Source organism: Streptomyces sporangiiformans (assembly GCF_005768555.2).
Taxonomy (GTDB): Bacteria; Actinomycetota; Actinomycetes; order Streptomycetales; family Streptomycetaceae; genus Streptomyces; species Streptomyces sporangiiformans.
Genome location: NZ_VCHX02000057.1, coordinates 16499 through 35680 on the forward strand (window position 1 = coordinate 16499; position 19182 = coordinate 35680).

The 19182-nt window shown below is 69.7% G+C and carries 16 protein-coding genes and 2 pseudogenes; 9 read left to right on the top strand and 9 right to left on the bottom strand.

The annotated features are described in order from the left end of the window. Window positions 1-52 precede the first annotated feature (52 nt). The gene (locus FGD71_RS05025) at window positions 53-850 is read right to left on the bottom strand and encodes a creatininase family protein (RefSeq protein WP_119099152.1); all 798 of its coding nucleotides are present in this window, start codon (window positions 848-850) and stop codon (window positions 53-55) included. Window positions 851-924: 74 nt separating this feature from the next. On the opposite strand from FGD71_RS05025, the gene ribA reads away from it, so the two are divergent. Both ribA and FGD71_RS05035 read left to right on the top strand, forming a co-directional pair. Further along, window positions 925-1587, top strand: a complete 663-nt coding sequence (ribA, locus tag FGD71_RS05030; RefSeq protein WP_119099153.1) for a GTP cyclohydrolase II — start codon at window positions 925-927, stop codon at window positions 1585-1587. A gap of 286 nt (window positions 1588-1873) precedes the next feature. Further along, a complete protein-coding gene (locus FGD71_RS05035) occupies window positions 1874-3730 on the top strand; it encodes a diguanylate cyclase domain-containing protein (protein ID WP_162931031.1) in 1857 nt (618 codons plus the stop codon). 247 nt (window positions 3731-3977) lie between these two features. On the opposite strand, the gene FGD71_RS05040 is transcribed toward FGD71_RS05035, so the two are convergent. Together FGD71_RS05040 and FGD71_RS50065 are read right to left on the bottom strand one after the other, a co-directional pair. Further along, window positions 3978-7460 carry a choice-of-anchor D domain-containing protein gene (locus tag FGD71_RS05040; protein WP_240436397.1) on the bottom strand — a complete coding sequence of 1161 codons (3483 nt, stop codon included), beginning with the start codon at window positions 7458-7460 and terminating at the stop codon, window positions 3978-3980. Between the two features lie 181 nt (window positions 7461-7641). Further along, window positions 7642-7835: pseudogene (locus tag FGD71_RS50065) on the bottom strand (hypothetical protein); the annotation flags it as partial. Window positions 7836-7911: 76 nt separating this feature from the next. On the opposite strand from FGD71_RS50065, the gene FGD71_RS05045 reads away from it, so the two are divergent. Further along, window positions 7912-8295, top strand: a complete 384-nt coding sequence (locus FGD71_RS05045) for a peptidase inhibitor family I36 protein (RefSeq protein WP_162931033.1) — start codon at window positions 7912-7914, stop codon at window positions 8293-8295. A 49-nt stretch (window positions 8296-8344) separates the two neighbouring features. Here the strand turns inward: FGD71_RS05045 and FGD71_RS48470 are convergent, their stop codons facing one another. Continuing rightward, a complete protein-coding gene (locus FGD71_RS48470) occupies window positions 8345-8554 on the bottom strand; it encodes a hypothetical protein (RefSeq protein ID WP_240436395.1) in 210 nt (69 codons plus the stop codon). Between the two features lie 93 nt (window positions 8555-8647). Between FGD71_RS48470 and FGD71_RS50070 the strand changes: the two genes are divergently transcribed. The 4 genes from FGD71_RS50070 (at window position 8648) to FGD71_RS05065 (ending at window position 12306) form a co-directional block, all read left to right on the top strand. Next, the gene (locus tag FGD71_RS50070; RefSeq protein ID WP_219925785.1) at window positions 8648-8794 is read left to right on the top strand and encodes a DUF6207 family protein; all 147 of its coding nucleotides are present in this window, start codon (window positions 8648-8650) and stop codon (window positions 8792-8794) included. A gap of 274 nt (window positions 8795-9068) precedes the next feature. Then, window positions 9069-10097 carry an L-threonine 3-dehydrogenase gene (gene tdh, locus FGD71_RS05055; RefSeq protein WP_119099156.1) on the top strand — a complete coding sequence of 343 codons (1029 nt, stop codon included), beginning with the start codon at window positions 9069-9071 and terminating at the stop codon, window positions 10095-10097. Between the two features lie 62 nt (window positions 10098-10159). Further along, window positions 10160-11377, top strand: coding sequence for a glycine C-acetyltransferase (locus FGD71_RS05060; protein ID WP_119099157.1), 1218 nt, complete (start codon window positions 10160-10162; stop codon window positions 11375-11377). Further along, window positions 11374-12306: a LysR family transcriptional regulator gene (locus FGD71_RS05065; protein ID WP_119099158.1), complete on the top strand. Its 933-nt coding sequence runs from the start codon at window positions 11374-11376 to the stop codon at window positions 12304-12306. The genes FGD71_RS05060 and FGD71_RS05065 overlap by 4 nt, the downstream gene beginning before the upstream one ends. Before the next feature lie 49 nt (window positions 12307-12355). Here FGD71_RS05065 and FGD71_RS05070 read toward each other — a convergent pair whose 3' ends face one another. The 4 genes and pseudogenes from FGD71_RS05070 to FGD71_RS05080 form a co-directional block, all read right to left on the bottom strand. Next, window positions 12356-12670: a hypothetical protein gene (locus tag FGD71_RS05070; protein ID WP_140935830.1), complete on the bottom strand. Its 315-nt coding sequence runs from the start codon at window positions 12668-12670 to the stop codon at window positions 12356-12358. A 197-nt stretch (window positions 12671-12867) separates the two neighbouring features. Next, the gene (locus tag FGD71_RS05075) at window positions 12868-13908 is read right to left on the bottom strand and encodes a phosphotransferase family protein (protein WP_140935831.1); all 1041 of its coding nucleotides are present in this window, start codon (window positions 13906-13908) and stop codon (window positions 12868-12870) included. Window positions 13909-14101: 193 nt separating this feature from the next. After that, a partial coding sequence (locus tag FGD71_RS48475; RefSeq protein WP_244951201.1) for a beta-lactamase family protein occupies window positions 14102-14451 on the bottom strand: 350 nt, incomplete at its 5' end. A gap of 1 nt (window position 14452) precedes the next feature. Beyond that, a pseudogene (locus FGD71_RS05080) lies at window positions 14453-15386 on the bottom strand (serine hydrolase domain-containing protein); the annotation flags it as partial. Window positions 15387-15834: 448 nt separating this feature from the next. On the opposite strand from FGD71_RS05080, the gene tgmA reads away from it, so the two are divergent. Further along, window positions 15835-16026: a putative ATP-grasp-modified RiPP gene (gene tgmA, locus FGD71_RS05085; RefSeq protein ID WP_119099162.1), complete on the top strand. Its 192-nt coding sequence runs from the start codon at window positions 15835-15837 to the stop codon at window positions 16024-16026. Window positions 16027-16042: 16 nt separating this feature from the next. Next, window positions 16043-17032 carry an ATP-grasp ribosomal peptide maturase gene (tgmB, locus tag FGD71_RS05090; RefSeq protein ID WP_119099163.1) on the top strand — a complete coding sequence of 330 codons (990 nt, stop codon included), beginning with the start codon at window positions 16043-16045 and terminating at the stop codon, window positions 17030-17032. Window positions 17033-17130: 98 nt separating this feature from the next. Here tgmB and FGD71_RS05095 read toward each other — a convergent pair whose 3' ends face one another. Then, window positions 17131-19014, bottom strand: a complete 1884-nt coding sequence (locus FGD71_RS05095) for a phosphatase PAP2 family protein (protein ID WP_240436398.1) — start codon at window positions 19012-19014, stop codon at window positions 17131-17133. Between the last annotated feature and the right edge of the window lie 168 nt (window positions 19015-19182).

Consider the following 19182-nt stretch of genomic DNA (forward strand, 5'->3'; position numbering starts at 1 on the left):
GGGTGCCGGAGGGCGACGACGGCCACTTCCCGCGCTCACCCCTGGCGGCCGATCAGGGCCGGCCGCGCTCCGCGCCCTCCGGCTCGACTGCCTTTGCCGGAGCGTCCGCGGTTTCCGGGGTGAGGATCGAGAAATACGAAGCGAAGCAGTCCACGAGGCCCGCCAGTAGCTCCTTTCCTTTCTCGGCGGAGGCCAGCGAAGGACGGCCGATGACACCGGAATCCGTATAAGCGGACATATCGAGGGTGAGAAGATGCCGTCGGTCGTCGGCGAGGAAGTCGGATGTCTCATAACCGGGGCGAACCATTTCCGGATGAGCGTGCAGCAGGATGGACGTCTCCAATTCCCCCGCATGCATATCGCTGAGCAGCGAGGTCCGCACATCCGCCCGGGTCCGCGCCTCCTCCCAGTCCTCCGGTGCGGGGAACAGCGCCATGCGCGTACCCCTGCCGGCGGACTCCTGAACCACATTGCCCAGTACGTAGTTCCCCCCATGCCCGTTGACCACTACCAGGGCGTCGATGCCCGAGCGACGAAGCGAGTCGGCTATGTCCCGTACCACCGCGTGGAGCGTCACCGCGGAAATGCTGACCGTCCCCGGCCAGGCCGCGTGTTCGTGCGAGCACGCGATGGTGAGCGGAGGGAGAAGATGCACCGGATACGCGGCGGCGACCTCACGGGCGATCGTGCAGGCGATGACGGTGTCAGTGGCCAGGGGTAGAAAGGGCCCGTGCTGTTCGAAGCTGCCGATGGGAAGGACGGCGACGGTGGGCCGTCGCGCCCGTACGTCCTCCGTGGTGTCCAGAGGCAACAGACCGGGGGTGGTCAGCTGTGTTCCCGAACCGCTCATGTTCTTAAGGCCTTTCGTTCCGTAGGCACCGACGAGAGCAGGCTAACGCGGCAACGGCAGATTGGATCCAGGAAATGAAGGAAAGTAAAGGCGTGCTCGGTCGAAGTGCCCGCACCCAGTCCGGTGTTCAGCGAGTGGTGGATCTCCAACTGACCACCGTGTACGGCGATTTCCATGCCGTCGGCTATTTGGACCTCGAACGCGGGGATGAACAAATGGCCCTCATATACGGCGACATCGACGGAACGGAGGAAACGCTGACCCGGCTGCATTCGGAGTGCCTCACCGGCGACTCCTTCGGGTCCACGCACTGCGAGTGCGGCGACCAGTTGTCGACGGCCTTGCGTGCCATCGTGGCCGAAGGACGCGGCATTCTCCTCTACCTCCGTGGCCACGAGGGCAGAGGGATCGGGCTGCTCGCCAAACTGCAGGCCATGAAGCTCCAGTCGGAGGGTCTGGACACCGTGGAGGCGAACCTCGCCCTCGGTCTCCCCGTGGACGCGCGTGACTACGGCGTCGCCGCGGACATGCTGCACGACCTCGGCGTGCCCTCCGTCCGCCTGCTCTCCAACAACCCGCGCAAGCGGGAGGCCTTGGAGCACCATGGCATCGAAGTGGCCGAACAGGTCCCGCTGCTGATACCGCCGCGCGAGCAGAACCTCAGCTATCTGCGCACCAAGCGGGAGCGCCTGGACCACCATCTGCCGCATCTGGACGCCGTCATCCACTCGTCCTGAGCGGGGACGCCGCCGACGGCGTGTACGGGCGCGACGGCGTGCCGTCGCGCCCGGCGGTCGTCGCCATTTCGGGTGAACTCCCCTGATAATCGGGCGGTTTGGGTGAAGGATCCGCCTACCCTTTTATCGCATTCGAGTGATCGGTGGCGTGTGTCGGTCCCGCACTGGGCTCGATGACCCTCGGGGGGTTCGCACGATGCAGCAGTGGGTGAGTCGAGGCGGGTCCGTTTGCTGCGCACGCACCGGCCGGCTGAGTGCGGCTGAGCCGAGTGGCAAGGCCCTGCGCGTGGGCTCCGCGATGGCCGCCGCCCTGGGGGCGGGGCTCGGGGCCGCCGTGTCCCTGCCTGCCGACGTAGGAGTCCCCGTTGCGCACGGGACAGCTGCTCTCTCCCTTCTCGCGCGGGCCCGCATGGCCTCGGGGAGGGTACGTCTGCGGCTGCTGCTGTTCGCCTCCGCCCTGGCGGCCGGCGGCTTCCATCACCTTTTCACCCGTCAGCTTCCCGCCTCTCCACAGCAGTCCGCCGGAGTGTTCCAAAGCGTCGTCCAGCTGCTGGCAGTCGCCGGGGTCGCCGTGTGTCTGGGACTGAGTGTCGTCGGTCTGGTGGTGGCGGCCGCGGACAGTGGCACTTTCCTGACCTCGTTCCAGCGAGTCCTGGACGGGTGGATGATCACGGGCTCGCTGCTCACGCTGGGCTGGGTGCTGTTGCTGCATCGTGCGGGGCAGGGCGGCGACGTGTCGGCGTCATTGCTGGGTTCCGCACGCGTCGTGACGGACGTCTGCGTTCTGGGGCTGCTGGTCGCCCTGCGCTACGGCCAGAAACCGGCGGAACGGGAAGCCGTGACCTTGTCCGTCGTAGCCCTGGTCATCCTGACCCTGAGCGACACACTGCGCATCCTCCTGCCCGACCCGGGCACCTGGTACGGGATCCCGCTCCCGGCGGCCGGCTCCATGACCGGTCTGTTCCTCGTCGCCGCCACACCGTGGCTGCCGGGCGGCGCCAGCATCATGCGTGCCGACCAGCGGGTCATGCCGGTCGTCGGGGTGGTGGCCGCCTTTGTGCCGGTGCTCGTCTGCGCGCTGTCCCTGGCGGCCCACACTCTGGCCGGTGGCCGCATCGACGTGGTGATGGTGGTCCTCGCGGGTTCCGTACTGCTCGGGCTCGGAGCCAGACAGGCCGTCGCGCACGCCGATCACCTGCGCATCACGCGGGAGACCGCGGCCCGAGAGGATCTCTACCGGACGATGGTCGACGGTTCGTGCGATGTGATCACGATCGCCGGTCCGGACAGTCGCGTCCGCTACGTCAGCCCCGCTGCGTACCCGATGTTCGGATACCGCCCCGAGGAACTCGTGGGCGCGCGCCTGCCCTTGTACTGCCACCCGGAGGACCTGGCGCCGTTGATGCAGGCCATCGAAGCACTGCTGCGGGACACCCGCTCCGGCACCCGCGGACCGGTCCGTTCCGTGTCCTGCCGGGTTCGGGCCGCCGACGGGCGATGGCGCCACGTCGAGTCGACGATCAGCCGCCACACCCAAGGAATGATCTTCAGCAGTCGTGACGTGACCGAGCGGGTCAGGCGGCAGGAGCAGCTCGAACACCTGGCCTTTCACGACACGTTGACCGGTCTTCCCCACCGCGGACTGTTCGCCGACAGAGTCGCTCACGCCCTGCGCAAGCGGTCCGCCGGCGCGCACCCGCCGGCGGTGCTCTTCGTGGACCTCGACGGCTTCAAGGCCGTCAACGACACCCTTGGACACGCGGCGGGCGATGCCCTCCTCGTCCAGGTCGCCCGGCGCCTGCAGGCGTCGATGCGCGCCGGCGACACCATCGCCCGCCTAGGGGGCGACGAATTCGCCGCGCTCCTCGAAGGAGAGGCCGGCACACGTCCTACGTCGGCCCGGGAGGTGGCCGAGCGGATCCTGTCCGCCCTGACCAAGCCGTACCGCATCGGCGGCACGGATGCGGTGGTCTCGGCCTCCATCGGGGTTGCCGTGGCTACGCCGGGGATCACTCCCGAGGAGATCCTGCACCACGCCGACCAGGCCATGTACGAGGCCAAATCCGCCGGAAAGAGCCGCATCCACATGCACCACTCGCTGTCATCGGACCGTACTGAGCCTCGGTCTTGCACTCCGCTCTGAGCTTGAGTTCTAACCTCAGACCAGCCTCTGGTGGTGGTTGTGGGCGCATTCCTCCTGATGAGCAACGGCTCGGCGCACACCGAGTCCTCTGGTGGAGCCTGACGTGCTCGGGAAGTCGCAACAAAGCTCAAGTGGAAGCAGTTCCGCGCGGTGGCCTGCCGGTACGACGAACGCGACTACATCTTCAACGGCACCCTGACAGTCGCAGCGATCGTCATCTGGCTCCGCGACACCATGACAAGAGCCATCAGATACGCCGCAGGTGGCCCTCGCCCGAGAGTTGGACCGTGTGCGGGCTGCCGGGGGCGTCGTCTGTGAGGTTGAGGGTGGCCGTGCGCGGGCCCGGGGCGGTCGGGGCGAACACGACCTCGACGACGCACTCCGCACCCGGCATGTGGCCCCGTCGGCCGCAGTTGTCCCGGAGGCGGAAGTCGTCGGTGTGCGGCCCGGTAAGGGTGACCTCGGTGATGCTGAGCGAGGCCGAGCCGGTGCTGGACACTGTCACGGGCTGCGGCTGGCTCGTCGTACCCACGTCCTGGGCCCCGAAAGTAAGAGCGTCGGGTGTGATGCCGATGGCCGGGACCAGGCCCGTGCCCGACAGTGGCAGCCGGAACGGGCCGCCCACGGCGTTGCTTGTGACGGTGAGTTCGCCGGTGCGGGGTCCCTCGCCGGTGGGCCGGAAGAGAATCCTGACCATGCAGTCGCGGCCGGGGCGGAGACCGCCGACGCAGCCGGGGCCGTTCAGGAAGTCGCCGGTCGTCTGCAGGGCGTTGATGACGAGGACGGCGTTCCCGGTGTTGCGTATCGTGAGGTCGTGCCGTTCTGTGCCGCCGAGCGGGAGGGCGCCGAAGCCGAGGGCGGCGGGCTCGAAGGCGATCAGCGCTCCGGAGCCGGTGCCGGTCAGGGGGACTTCGTGCCGCAGGCCGGCGGTGTCGGTCAGCGCTAGCACGGTGGACCGGCTGCCGACGGCGGCCGGGGTGAAGGTCACGGCGACGCGGCAGCTCCCGCCCGCCGGTATGGGCGCGGCGCCGCAGGTGTCCCCGGGTGCCGAGGCAACCGCGAAGTCTGCGGCGTTGCCCCCGGTCAGTTCGGTGGTCCGTATCTCGACCGGCGCCGGGCTGTTATTGCGGAGCGTGACGGTCGTGGTGGGGCCGGGGGTTCCCACGGGCTGCGGTCCGAAGTCGACGCTCGTCGGGTCGAGTACGACGGCGGGGGCGGCGACCCCCACACCGCTCAGCGGGATTCCCCGGGCGGGGCCCGGCACGTTGGTGGCCAGGAGGAGTTCGGCTGCTCGGGGCCCCAGGTCCGCCGGGCGGAAGGCCACTTGGACACGGGTCGATTGCTCGGGCTCCAGAACCACTCGGGAGTCGGGCAGCCGCCCCTCCTCGGTGATCGAGAAGTCGGCCGCGTGGGCGCCGGTGAACGAGGCTCCGGACAGGCGCAGTTCGGCGTGGCCGGTGTTGGTCAGCTCGATCCACTGCGGCGTTCCGCCCGTCCCCACGGGCTGCGGTCCGAAGGACAGGGCGGCGGGGACGGCCGTGAGCTCGGGCTCGGCGACCCCCTCGCCGGTCAACGCGAGGAGCCGCCGGCCGCCTTCGGCGTTGGACTCCACCGCGAGAGCTCCCGTACGGGGTCCGGGCAAGCGGGGCCGGAACACGACGTCCACGTCGCAGCTCTGGCCCGGCGCCAGGGTGCGCGGGTAGGCCGCGCAGCCGGTGCGTACGACGGGGAAGTCGTCGCCCGCGACGACATTGGCGATGGTCAGGGGCACGGGTCCGGCGTTGCGCACGGTCACGGTCCGGAGCGGTGACTGATGCCCGATCCGGGTGACCGGGAAGGCGATCCCGTCCGGCCCGGACGGGCTGAACTCCAGCCGGGGCCGGACACCGGTGCCGGTCAGCGGGATTTCGATCGTCCGGTCGGGGAAGTCCGTCGACAGCAGCAGCGCGGCGTGGTGGACGGCGGCGGCCGTCGGGGCGAACACGACGTCGATGGCGCAGGTGGCGCCGGGAGCGAGTGTGTTCCCGCAGGGCGGCAGGCTGCCGTCGGTGAGGGCAAAGGCGGAGTCGGTCGTATCGATGCCGCTGATGACGAGAGTGGTCTCGCCGAGGTTGCGCAGCAGCAGGGTCTGCGGTGCGCTCACAGTGCCGGGCGCGGCGATGAAGGTGAGGCTGTCCGGCGTCAGTCGGGGTACGGGGCGCAGGTCGAGGGTGTGCGGGACCTCCGTATTGTCGGCCCGGTCGGTCGACCAGTAGATGACCGTGGTCAGGCCGGGCGCTGTAATGCTGAACCGAACCCTGGGCTGGGTAGTGGTCGTGGGCGGCAGCGGATTGGCACCAACGGCCTCGTACGTGAGGCTCTTGAAGCCGGACGGCTGCGACCCGTCCGACGACGGGTCGGCGCCATTCAGTTCGATGTCGACCCGGCCGGGTGCGGGGGACGTGACCGTCCGGGTAGTCGTCGGGCGGGTCTTGTCTATGTCGATCCGCAGGGTCCTCGGCAGTTCGCCCGCGCCAGTGTTGTCCTCGGCGGCGTAGCAAAGTGTGGTGCTGCCCTCCTTGGTCACGGTGACGGAGACGGCCGGTCCGGTGACGGTGGCGGGGGGCATCGGGTCCGCGCCGGTGGCACTGAAGGTGATCCGGGGCGCCCCGCTGCCCACGGCGGCCGTGCCGGTCAGCCGGACCTCGACGTCCGAGTTGTGCCAGCCGGCCGCGTTCGGCAACGGCGTCAGCCTGGCACGGGTGGCGAGGCCGGCCGGCGGCCGCGGACCGATGTGCACGGTGGCGGTCCGCTCCTTGTCGTCGAACCCGAGCACGCTGACCACGAGGTTCTCGTGCGCGTCGACGAAGGAGTCGCCCGGCTGCATGTCCTGGACGCCGCCCGTCGACTGCCGTAGATACGACACACCGTTCTGCACGAGCCGCACCAGCACGCCGGCCCGGTCGATGCCCCGGTCCCAGCCGGTCTCCTCCTGGGGCATGCGTAGTTCCACGGCGTAGTGGTGGGTGGAGAAGCCGAGCCAGATCCGCACCAGCCGGATCCCGGGCGGTGCCTTGTCGAGTGCGCTGATGGTGAGCGTCGCACCGCGACCGAAAGACGACAGGTCGAGGCGCTCGCTGCTGGGAATCCAGCCGAGCCGGTCCTGGTAGACGCCGCACAGAGCCGGCCCGCTGGGGCCGAAGAGGGGATGAAGGAAGGTGGGGACCTTCCCGCCGAACGTCATCGCGCTCATGATGTCCCAGCCGTCGCCGTACTCCATGACGGTGGGTTCGTCGCTGAAGGAGTGTGGCAGACCATAGCCGTGCCCCATCTCGTGCGCGGCGAAAGCGTTGTTCCAGGCTCCGGGGTCGAGATTGACCAGGCCGAACTCCCGGCGTCCGTCACCGACTTGGAGCTGTCGGCGTCCCGAGGAGCCGGAGTCGATCTGCGCGTTGAGCACGGCGATGACGCCCTGGAACGCGCTGAAGTCGACCACCCCGTCGGCCGCCGCCACACACGCACGCATCAGATCGATACGGGCCCCGGGCCACGTCCAGCCCCTGGCCGTCGCCAGCGAGAGGTCGAGCGTGAACCAACCGAACACCGCCGACCCGTCCAGCGTGACCGTCCCGCCGGACATGTCCCGCCAGTAGTCGGCCATGCCCCCCTTCCCGTTGCCGGCCGTAGTGAGGAAGTCCGCGAAGAACGCCGTGCTCTGCGGCTGGGCTGCAACGTCGGAGAACTTGCACATCAGCACGGCCCAAGGCGTGGAGCCGGCGGGGCGGTAGGCGGCTGCCCGTAAGGCACTCGCGCCCGGGGCCGGGGCCGGGGCTGCCAATTCCGGTTGTGGGTTGGGAAGAACGCTCATCGCTGGCCCCCGTCGGATCAGGCTTTTCCCATCAGGCATTTCCTATCGAACATCTCCGATACATTCAAAGCGGATCACCATCATGGAAGGGCGTCAATCCGATGATTTCGAGCATTCCGTCCGGAGGGGAGTCATGAGGGTGACGCAGTGCGAGGGAGATTTGGGCCGCAGTCCAGGCGCGCGGACGGGGCAGCGGCGCGCCCGCGCGAGCAGCCACAGCGCGAACGGCAGCCAGATGCGTTCGGTCTCCGCCTTCGCTTGCACGTGAGGCGGCACGGCTTCACCTTACGGAGGCAAAAGGGGAGCAACGGACTTCGGAACCTTATGCAAGAAGATGCGTACCGCCGCGGCCGCCGCCGTGGCATGCCTTCCGCTGACCCTGCCGGTGCCGACCGCCGCCGCAACCCCTGCCCCGCGCCCCGCCATTGACTGCCCAGACGCCTACGTCTGTATCTACCCGGAGGCTAATTTCGGAGGTCAGCCGTGGGTGCGCCGAGCCGTCGACGGCAGCGTGAATGATCTGCCCTCCATGATCCGCGACCGCGGCAGCTCGATCAGGAACAACTCCAACCGCACGGCCCGCATCTGCGAGAAGCGGAACTACTCCGGACGCTGGGTATGCGTGACCCGCAGCGGCGGCTCCATCCACGACCTGCGGTCCTACAACCTCGACGACCAGACCCGCTCCCTGAAAATCAACCGCAACGACTGCGGCTGACCCCCGGGCCCCGGTCGAGGCAGTTTCCCCGCCTCCGGGCGGCCCGCGGCTAACGGGCGAGCGTGGCCGTGATGGACTCGTTGGGGCAACGGCTGAGCGTCTCGGAGAGCGCGGCTTCCTCACTCGGGTCGACTGCGAGCTGGTAACGGGTCTTGTCAGCAACCCAGTCGGTGACGTACTGGCAGCGGTAGCCCGCGAACGACGGCAGCCAGGTACTGGGGTCCTGGTCGGCCTTGGAACGGTTTCTCGCCGCGGACACCGCGACCAAAGCGCGCGCGTCATCGAGATCGTTGGCGTAGGCCTCGCGCTCCTTCGCACCCCACCCATGCCCCGCTGTCCCACGCTTCGGTAAGTGGAACGAGTTGGTCGACGTCCAGCTTGCGGGCATTGTCGAAGGACTGGTCGTCGTACGGGCCGTAGGCTCTCGTCCCGGGATCCGGGGCAGCCCGGCGTCCGGCTGCGCTGCTGCCTGCACGTGCACCCGGAGCCCGACGCATAGCGCCGGACAAGCACGGGGCCGACGAGGTAACGCAGCGCGCTGACCTGCGGTGGTCGGGGTGTTGGTCGGTGGTGCCCAGTCCATGGTCGGGCCCGTGGTCGCGGTGTGATTATGAAGACCGGCTGAGGGCCCGGTTAAGAAATTCTCGATGGACCGGGCGCCCGTCACACGGCAGATTCACTGCTGCCCGGTGCGGCCGGCCACCCGCGCCCGTCGCGCCACCCCCGCACGCACCGGCACCTCTCATCCCCACGCCTGTGACAGGAGCCGCAACGTGAAGGCACTGGTGAAGGACAAGGCAGAGCCCGGACTGTGGCTGCGGGACGTGCCCGAGCCGTCCATCGGCCCTGGCGACGTTCTGATCAAGGTGCTCCGCACCGGTATCTGCGGCACAGACCTGCACATCCGTGCCTACGACGGATGGGCGCGGCAAGCCGTGCGCACCCCGCTGGTGCTCGGCCACGAGTTCGTCGGCCAGGTCGCCGAGGTCGGCCGGGACGTCAAAGACATCAGGGTCGGCGATCTGGCCAGCGGCGAGGGCCACCTGGTGTGCGGCAAGTGCCGCAACTGCCTGGCCGGTCGGCGGCACCTGTGCCGGAACACTGTAGGGCTCGGCGTCGGCCGCGACGGCGCGTTCGCCGAGTACGTGGCCCTGCCGGCCGGGAACGTGTGGGTGCACCGGGTGCCGGTCGACCTCGACACGGCGGCCATCTTCGACCCGTTCGGCAACGCCGTCCACACGGCGCTGTCCTTCCCTCTCGTGGGCGAGGACATTCTGATCACGGGAGCGGGGCCCATCGGCATCATGGCCGCGTCGGTGGCCGCGCACGCTGGGGCCCGCAACGTGGTCATCACCGATGTCAGCGAGTACCGCCTGGAGCTGGCTCGCAAGGTCGGCGTCGATCTGGCGGTCAACGTCGCCGACACGACCATCGAGGCGGCTCAGCGGCAGCTGGGTCTGCGGGAGGGCTTCGACGTCGGCCTGGAGATGTCCGGCCGCCCCGAGGCCATGCGCGCCATGATCGCCAACATGACTCACGGCGGGCGGATCGCCGTCCTGGGCCTGCCCGCCGAGGAGTTCGCGGTCGACGTCGCCAGGATCGTCACGTCCATGATCACTATCAAGGGGGTCTACGGCCGGGAGATGTTCGAGACCTGGTACGCCATGTCGGTGTTGCTGGAACGCGGTCTCGACCTGAGCCCGGTTATTACCGGCCGTTATCCCTACCAGGAATTCGACGCGGCTTTTGAGGACGCCGCGAGCGGGCGTTGCGGCAAGGTCGTCCTCGACTGGACCGCCTGACTCCTGCCCGTCGCCCTTCGCGCCTTCCCCCGCATGCCCGCTGCCCCAAGGAGCCACCCGCCATGTTCGACTCCGTGCGCAATGACCTGCGCACCACCCTGGACGAGATCGCCTCCGCCGGCCTCCACAAGCCCGAGCGCGTCATCGGCACGCCGCAGAGCGCGGCCGTGGCCGTCACCACCGGCGGCCGCCCCGGTGAGGTGCTGAACTTCTGCGCCAACAACTACCTCGGCCTCGCCAACCACCCGGAGGTGGTCGCCGCGGCCAAGGAGGCACTGGACCGCTGGGGCTACGGTATGGCTTCTGTGCGGTTCATCTGCGGGACCCAGGAGGTCCACAAGCAGATGGAGGACCGGCTCTCCCGCTTCCTCGGCACGGAGGACACTATCCTGTACTCCTCCTGCTACGACGCCAACGGCGGTGTCTTCGAGACCCTCCTGGACGAGCGGGACGCGGTCATCTCCGACGCCCTCAACCACGCCAGCATCATCGACGGCATCCGCCTGTCCAAGGCCCGCCGCCATCGCTACACCAACCGCGACCTGGCCGACCTGGAGCGGCGGCTGACGGAGACCTCTGACGCGCGTCGCCGCCTGATCGTCACCGACGGAGTCTTCTCCATGGACGGCTACGTGGCCCCCCTCCGCGAGATCTGTGACCTCGCCGACCGCTACGACGCGATGGTCATGGTCGACGACTCGCACGCCGTCGGCTTCGTCGGCCCCGGCGGACGCGGTACCCCGGAGCTGCACGGTGTCATGGACCGCGTCGACATCGTCACGGGCACGCTGGGCAAGGCACTGGGTGGTGCCTCCGGCGGTTACGTCGCCGCCCGCGCCGAGATCGTGGCGCTGCTGCGCCAGCGTTCCCGCCCTTACCTCTTCTCCAACACACTCGCGCCAGTGATCGCCGCAGCCTCCCTGAGGGTTCTGGACCTGCTGGAGGACTCTGCCACGGGGCTCGGGGCCGCTCTGCGGCAGAGGCTCGCCGCGAACACCACGCTGTTCCGGTCGCGCATGGCGGAAGCCGGGTTCGACATTCTGCCCGGCGACCACCCCATCGCGCCCGTCATGATCGGCGACGCTGCACTCGCCGGACGGATGGCCGAGCTTCTGCTGGAGCAGGGCGTTTACGTCGTCGGGTTCTCCTACCCGGTGGTTCCCCACGGGCAGGCGCGCATCCGCGTGCAGCTGTCCGCCTCACACTCCCCTACAGATGTGGAGCGGGCCGTGGCAGCATTCGTGGCAGCGCGCGAGACCCTGGGAGGCGGAGCGACGTGATCGATGTACGGCGGCTGCGGATCCTTCGCGCAGTGGCGGACCACGGGACGGTGACCGCCGCGGCCGCCGCACTGTACCTGACCCCCTCCGCCGTCTCCCAGCAGCTCACCGCGCTGGAGAGCGAGACCGGCCAGCGGCTGCTGGAGCGCAACGGCCGCGGCATCCGCATCACGGCCACCGGGGAGATCCTGCTCACTCACGCAAACGCGATCCGCACCCAGCTGGAACAAGCCGAGGCCGAACTCGCCGCATACACCTCGGGCGCCGCCGGCGAGGTGACCGTGGCCTCCTTCGCCACCGGCATCGCACTCGTTCTCGCACCCGCCATCGCCGAACTCGCACGCAGCGCACCCGGCATCCGGATCCGGGTGCGCGACGCGGAGGGTGACGCGAGCCTGCCCATGGTGCGGGACGGGGAGGCGGACGTGGCTGTGGCCGTGGAGTACCGCGGCGCGCCGCAGGAGAACGACGCGCGTCTCGCACGGGTGCCCTTGTACTCCGAGGCCTTTGATGCCGTCCTGGCGCTGGGTCACCGGCTCGCCGGGGCCGGAAAGGTGCGCGTGGCCGACCTGGCGGACGAGCCGTGGATCGGTCCGTACCCCGGGAACCCCTGCCACGACGTGGTGATGCTGGCCTGCGAGTACGCCGGATTCCAGCCCCGGCTGCAGCATTCCTCCGACGACTTCCGGGCCGTCGTCGCCCTCGCTGGTGCCGGGGCGGGCGTCGCTCTCGTGCCGCGCTCAGCCCTGCGGGGCACGGAGCTGACGGGCGTGGTGGTCCTCCCACTCGACGACGTGGCGGTGACCCGCCGGGTCTTCGCAACCGTGCGGCGCGGCGCGGAGGAACACCCCCTGATCCGGCCGGTGCTGGAGGCGCTGCGCTCGGCGGCGGAGACGGCCGTGCCGTCCTCCGGCACCGACCCGGAATGATTCCCGGGCCGGCGCTCCAGAACCAAACGTTCATCGATGGGTTCGGGCATCACTTCGCGATCAACGAGCCCGAAAATATCGATGTGAAGTAGCAACGCCCGCTGCAAGGTGGATCGCGCCGATGGCGGTCCGGTGGTGGAGTTGCTCGGCGGCCTGTGAGCGATTCGTGCCGCAGGTTGTGGTGCGTGCCCAGCTGCTGCCGGTCCTCGCCGGCCCGCTGCCGGAAGGAGTCCGGGCGGGAGACCAGGAGGTGCCCGGCCTCGATCGACAGTGCCTCGCGCAGCTGGCCGAGGGTGGGCTCCTCGCATAGTTCGCCGACGGCGGTGGCGGTCAGCGCGGGGCGGCCGGCCACGAGGCGGTCCAAGACCGTAACGCCAGGCGCGCACGCCAAGCTCGCGCTCGCACTTGTAAGCGCCGTGGCGGGCGAGGTCGACGGCGTCGTGATGACGCCGGAAGAGCGGCGCGCCCTGGTCGTACGGCTCCACTGTGTCCTGCGGGGCGGTGAGCCGGTTCACGAGAGTGCTCGCCGTCTGCCATTCGGCCCTGAGACTGAGTGCTGGTTCACGAAGGGGCGAGGCGGTGGTGGAGACCGGCCGTGAGCTGAGCGACCGCGTGGCTGTAGAGACCGGTCCGCCGGTCCTCGGGAGAATCGCGGCGGGTGCGGAAGTGCAGGGAGGAGAAGAACCGTTCGTACACCTCCCACGCGGCGCGGCGCGTCTCGAGGCTGTCGAGTGTCTCGCGGGTGTCGGGGACGTGCCGCAGATAGCTCTCCAGGAACCGGCGGATCCGCGTACGATCCAGCGGCAGATACCACGGCGGAGCCGGTACGTGGCCACCGATGTAAGCCAGGTCCCGCGCCGGGTCGCCGATCTCGGCCCATTCCCAGTCCACGTAACGCGGCGTGCCGGCGTCGTCGACCAGGATGTTGGGAACCACGAGGTCGCCGTGGACGAGGGCGAACCGCTCCAGGCGCCGGAAGGCGGGTTCCGCCGCCGCCGCGAAGGCCTCCACGCGGGGGAGCAGCCGACTCACCTCCGGGTCCTCGACCACGTGCGGGAATGTCTCGCTCCACCAGGCGAGGGCGGCGGTGAACAGGCGGGTCATCGACAGGTCCGTGGCACGTTCCGTCGCCGGTACGCCTACGTCACCGCACCGGTCGAAGGCCCGGGCGTGGAGCCTGCTCAACTGGCGGGCGTGTGCGGCCAGCAGTCCGTCGTTCCATTCCGCGGGCCGGAGCACCCGGCCCGGAACGTATCCGCACACCATGTAGGGCGACCCCAGAGCGCTGTCGCGTGCCTGTTCCAGCAGCACGGCCGAGGGTCCGATGCCGTCGGGAAGGAGGGAGAGGGCGGCGAACTCCTCGCTCATCGGCCTGGGCAGGTCCTCGGGAGCCCGGCGTGTGACCCGGACCACCAACGGAGGATGTCCGTCGACGTCAAGGCGCCAGGCCGTGTAGCTCTCTCCCTGTCCCAGCAGTTGGACCCTGGTGTTCCGTGGTGCGGGCGTGGCTGTCCGCTCGGAAAGACCCAGGAGCGCGGGCTCGGTCTGCGCCAGGCGCTCGATGCGGGTGGCCATGTCGTGTGCGGACTGCTCGCGGCTCACGGCGTCAGCCTCCCCGGTGATCCTGGCGTGGGTGGGAACACGGGGAGCCTCCGGACCGTCCTCGGTCTCGTAGGAGTACAGCGGCCCGGCCGGAGCCGGCAAAGCCTCTGCGTCTCGTGCCCCGCCGTCCGCACCGATTTCGCCTCCCTCTTGAGCGCAGTACCGGATCTTGCCGTCCCCGGCCGCGCTCGGCTCAGTCCGCGACGGCCTCGTGCAGGAATTCCTTCAGTTCGCGGAGAAACGTGGGTGCCGCCGCGGGGCGCACCTGGCCCAGGAACTGCACGGTCAGGTCGTGGCGCGGGTCGACCCAGAAGGTCGTGGTGGCGGCGCCGCTCCAGCCGTACGTCCCTGGGGTGGACGGCGTCCCACTGCGGTCCGGGTCGGTCACGACCGAGACGCCGAGGCCGAAGCCGACGCCGGCGTTGTCGGGTTGGTCGTGAACGGGGCTGCCGAAGGTACGGAGGTCGCCGGGGAGGTGGTTCGCGGCCATGGCGTCCACCGTCTGAGGGGTGAGGAGGCGGAAACCGTCGAGTTCTCCGCGCCNTCGCGGCCATGGCGTCCACCGTCTGAGGGGTGAGGAGGCGGAAACCGTCGAGTTCTCCGCGCCCGCGGAGGAGTTCCATGAAGCGGTGGTAGTCGTGCGCGCTCGCCACCATCCCGCCGTTGGCGGAGCACAGGCGCGGACGGCTGTGCAGGGGCCGGCCGGGAGCCGGGCCGACTCCGCCCTCCTCGTCCTCCGCGTAGAGCACGGCCAGCCGCTCGGCCTGGTCCCGACCGACCCAGAACCCGGCATCCGACATCCCGAGCGGCCGGAAGATCCGCTCGGCCAGGAACACGTCGAGCGGACGGCCCGACAGCACCTCGACGAGATGCCCTACGACGTTGGTGGCGACCGAGTAGTTCCACTCCGTCCCCGGCTCGAACTGGAGTGGCAGACGCGCGTACACCGCGCAGGCCTCGGCCAGGTCCGCGTCCGGCGGGTCCGACGGCTCCACCCCGGCCGCACGGTAGAAGTCCTCGACGGGGTGCGCGTGATAGGAGCCCATGGTCATCCCAGCGGTGTGGGTGAGCAGGTGCCGGATGAGAATGGGGCCCTTGGCCGGGTGGGTCGTGACGTCGGGTCCGGCCCCGCCCGCGTAGACCCGAGGTTCGGCGAAGGCGGGAAGATGCCGGGCCACCGGGTCGTCGAGGTCGAACAGGCCCTCCTCGTGCAGCATCAGCGCGGCGACGGACACGATCGGTTTGGTCATGGAGTAGATCCGCCACACGGTGTCCGGCTCGACCGGCAGGCCCGCCTCCCGGTCCCGGAGGCCGTACGTAGTGAGATGCGCGACACGGCCGTGACGCGACACGGAGACCAGGTACCCGGGCAACCGACCGTCGTCGACACGGCGGGCGAAGTGCCCATCCAGCCGATCCAGCGCCGTCGGATCCAGGCCGACCTCGGCCGGCTCCACCTCTTGCCGCAGCTGACCCACCGTCCGCTCCCCTCGATGGCCGCCCACTTGATGCCTGATGACCAGGAATGGAGAGGTCATCCGAAGGAAATCTACGGCCGCACCCGGCGGCACGCGACGCACCACACCCCGCGCGGCGAAGTCACCGTTCCCCTCGTCGAGGTGGGCGGGCGCGCGGAGCACTCGTCTGGCCATCATGTGCGCCAGTGCGCTGAACTGCGGCTGGGTACCGGATCCGGATTGCCGCAACGCGCGTCATAGAGGGCGGATGGCTGCCCTGTGCGAGAGAGAGCGGTTCGAGCCGGACGAGAGCGGAAGACCCAACGGCTGTCGTGATTACGTAGCGTGAGGCAACCATTCGCCAGTTCGATTCGTATATCTCCGTGGAAGCCCTGCAGACCTGCCAGGCACCATGACGCCAGAGAGTCATGACCTGCCTGATGTGGTAAGCACCGAGCAAGGAGAACCAATGCGACCGTTCGCGCTCAACTATGCCCGCCCGGCACAGGAGTTGGAGGCCAGCGTTCCGTATGCCTATGACTCCAGATTGCAGTTGAACGTTCTCCCGGACGGGCGGATCGCCGCTCATGACTACGCCGTGTTGCGGGAATTGGGAGCAACGACGTCCACCGCGGGCTCGAAGACCCACTTCGACGACTGAAGACGGACCCCGAACGATGACGGTTCTGATCCTGACGTGCGAACAGGATGTAACCGCGGACATGGTGGTGGCGCGACTGGACGGAACGGGAGTTCCGGTCGTCCGCCTCGACCCCGCCGACCTGCCCGGAGGCGTAGCCCTGTCGGGTGAGTACGTGCATGGCACCTTCCGCGGCCATCTGTCCGCCGGAGGCCGGTTGGTGAGCATGAGCGCTCTGCGGTCCGTCTGGGTCCGCAGGCCAGGCGTGCCCGCGACGCGGGTCGCCGAGGCGTCCGCCTGGCTCACCGAGGAGTCCACGCAGGCCTTCTACGGCATGCTTCGCTCCACCGGCGCACGCTGGATGAACCACCCCGACGCGGCCCGCCGGGCACGCCACAAGCCCTGGCAGCTCCATCTCGCCCAGCGCAGCGGCCTTCCCGTACCGGCCACCACGATCACCACGTTTCCGCAGGCGGCCCGCGACTTCGCGGAACGCTTCCCGGACCTGGTGGTCAAACCCGTCTCGGGCGCGCATCCGCAGGAGCCGCCCAGGGCGGTCCCCACGAGCAGGGTCGCACCCGAGACGGATTTCTCGGCTGTCGCTTTCGGCCCGACCCTGCTCCAACGGCGCGTGGCCAAACGCGCCGACATCCGGCTGACCTGTGTCGGCGACCGTCTCTTCGCCGCACGCAAGCCGGTCGGCCCGGACGCCGACCCCGACGAGGTGGACGTCCGCTTCGCCGTCTCCACCGCACCCTGGCATCCGGTCGAGACCCCGCCGCGCATCGCCGCGAGCGTGCACCGCTACCTCCAGGATGCCCAACTCGCCTACGGCGCCTTCGACTTCGCCGAGGACGCGGACGGGATCTGGTGGTTTCTGGAGTGCAACCAGTCGGGTCAGTTCGGTTTCGTGGAAATCGAGACGAACCAGCCCATCGCCGGCGCCGTCGCCGACTGGCTCTCCGCTCCCGGCCCGGATCCAGCCATCTCCAACGGCCAGCTGCATTTCACCGAGTGCCCCGGATAACACCCGGCGCCGGGCGCGGGCCCGGCGCCGGACCACGACGGCCGCTCCGTCGGACATGGCCCGTACGCCGGTTACGCCGAACGCAGCCCCTACGCCGGTTACTTGGACGTGAGCCGTACGGACAGACCGCGAGCCGTGAACACCGGCTTGGCGTCGTAGCCGCCGTCGCCGTTTCCGTTTCCGTTTCCGTCGACCGTGATGCGGCCGAACCGGACCTGCAATACAGGGGCGTTGATGACCGGGATCACGGTGCCCGGCGTCGGCGGACACTTCTCGTCGAGTCGGACGACGAGCGTGCTGTCCCGGTCAAGAGCCACACGCCTGTTCACCGTCAGGGCCGGTACGCCGTCGTCGGCGAGTGTCACGTCGAGCGTGGAGCCGGACGACTGGGTGTAGGCGCCCCGTACCCGCAGTGCCGAGGGCAGCCGCAGCGTGCCGCCCTCGATCCGTACGTCTCCGCAGCCGAGCGCGTCCCGTGAACCGGCCGCCAGTACGCCTTCTTCCAGGGTGGTGCCGCCGGTGTAGCGGTTGGCTCCGGTGAGGGTCAGCGTGCCGGTGCCCCGCTTGACCAGCGCGCCCCGCCCGTCGATGGCGTTGCGCCAGGTGTCGGCCGCCGCGAAGCCGCCCTCGGCGGCGTCCATCGCGACCAGCACGTCCGAGTCGAATGCCCCGTACCCGTCGGCGGCGGCGAAGAGGTTCAGCCGGCCCCACTGCTCGAAGCCGTCCAGCAGGACGTATCCCGCGGGCAGCGCGGTCGTCCGCAGCACCTCGCGTCGCTGGGTGGCGGAGAGATACGGCAGGCGCGTCTCGAGGAGGACCTCGGCACCCTTCGGGACGGTCATGCGGTCCCGAGCGGGCCGTTTGGGCAGGACGTAGGTCAACCGGGGGGTGACGCCTGCCGAGTTGCGCGCGCGGCTCGCGTACGGATCCTTGTCCAGGCCCGCCGAGTGCGCGTACGCGTACAGCGTGTCGGCGGTGGTGCCGGTCTGCTGCTGGAAGTACGCGGCGGCCTGGGCGCGGGCCGCCGCCTTGAGGCCTGCGTTCTTCGGGTCGGCGAGTGCCGCGGCGGCGAGTGCGGTGGCGAGAACGCGGCCACCGATCACGTCGACGGTGGAGTGCATGCCCGACACGATGCGCGTGTGGGAGAGCTCACAGGCGCGGGCCACCAGTTCCTGGAACCGTTCCGGAACGGCGTACGCCATCGCCAGCGCCGCCAGATAGAAGGCGTTGGTGTGCCCGCTGGGGAAGCCCCCGTCCTCGGCCGGGTCCTCCGACCGCTGCCGCAGCAACTGCGTGACGACCACCACGTCGGACGCGTAGACCGGGTAGCCGAGCGGGTCCTTCTCGCCGGTGTCGACGACCTCGCTGTCCTGCGTCATGCGCCAGGGACGCGGGTACTGGTACGCGAACTTGCTGGGGTTGCCGGAGGCGAACGGGCCGCGCACGGTGTCGACCAGTTCGGCCACCTTGCCGAGCTCGGAGTCGTGGGAGCCCGCGCCCAGCGCGGAGCCCGCCGGGGCGTCGGCCGGCAATGTGTCGCTGATCTTGCCCGCCGGTACGCCGTCCGGCGCGGACGTGATGCCGGTGACCGCCTTCGCGCCGGTCTTGTAGAGGTCGGCGAGGGGGCCCAGGCCCGCGATCACCGCGTAACTCTGGTGCTGGCGGTCATGGATGAAGGCCAGCCGCGCCTGTGCCTCGGTGCGGCGAGCGGTGACGCGCGCGCAATAGCGCATGTTGGCGCGCAGGACGTCCGGCATGAGCGGGGTGCCGGTGTTCCAGTCGGAGCCCGTCTTCCAGACCTTGGCGAAGCCGTCGAGGATGCGGATCGCCGCATTGGTCTCGGGGGTCTGATTGGTAAGGGTGTTGGTGGTGTAGGAGTCGACGAAGGCGGCGGGAGAGGAGACGGAGGGGGCGGAGGAGGCTGCCGAGGCCGGCCAAGCGGTGAGTGCCGGAGCGGCGATCAGTCCCGCCGAGACTCCCATGGAGTTCCGCAGGAACACGCGCCGCTCGATGCCGATGCCGATGCCCTGCCGGTTGTGCGGCGGAAGGTGCGGGGGACGGGTCTGCTGCCCGGGCATGTGGTCGCCTCTCTCGTGGTTGTGGGTGGGTCGGGGGGCGTGTGCCGGTGCCTCCGGCGGTTGGGCGGGGGC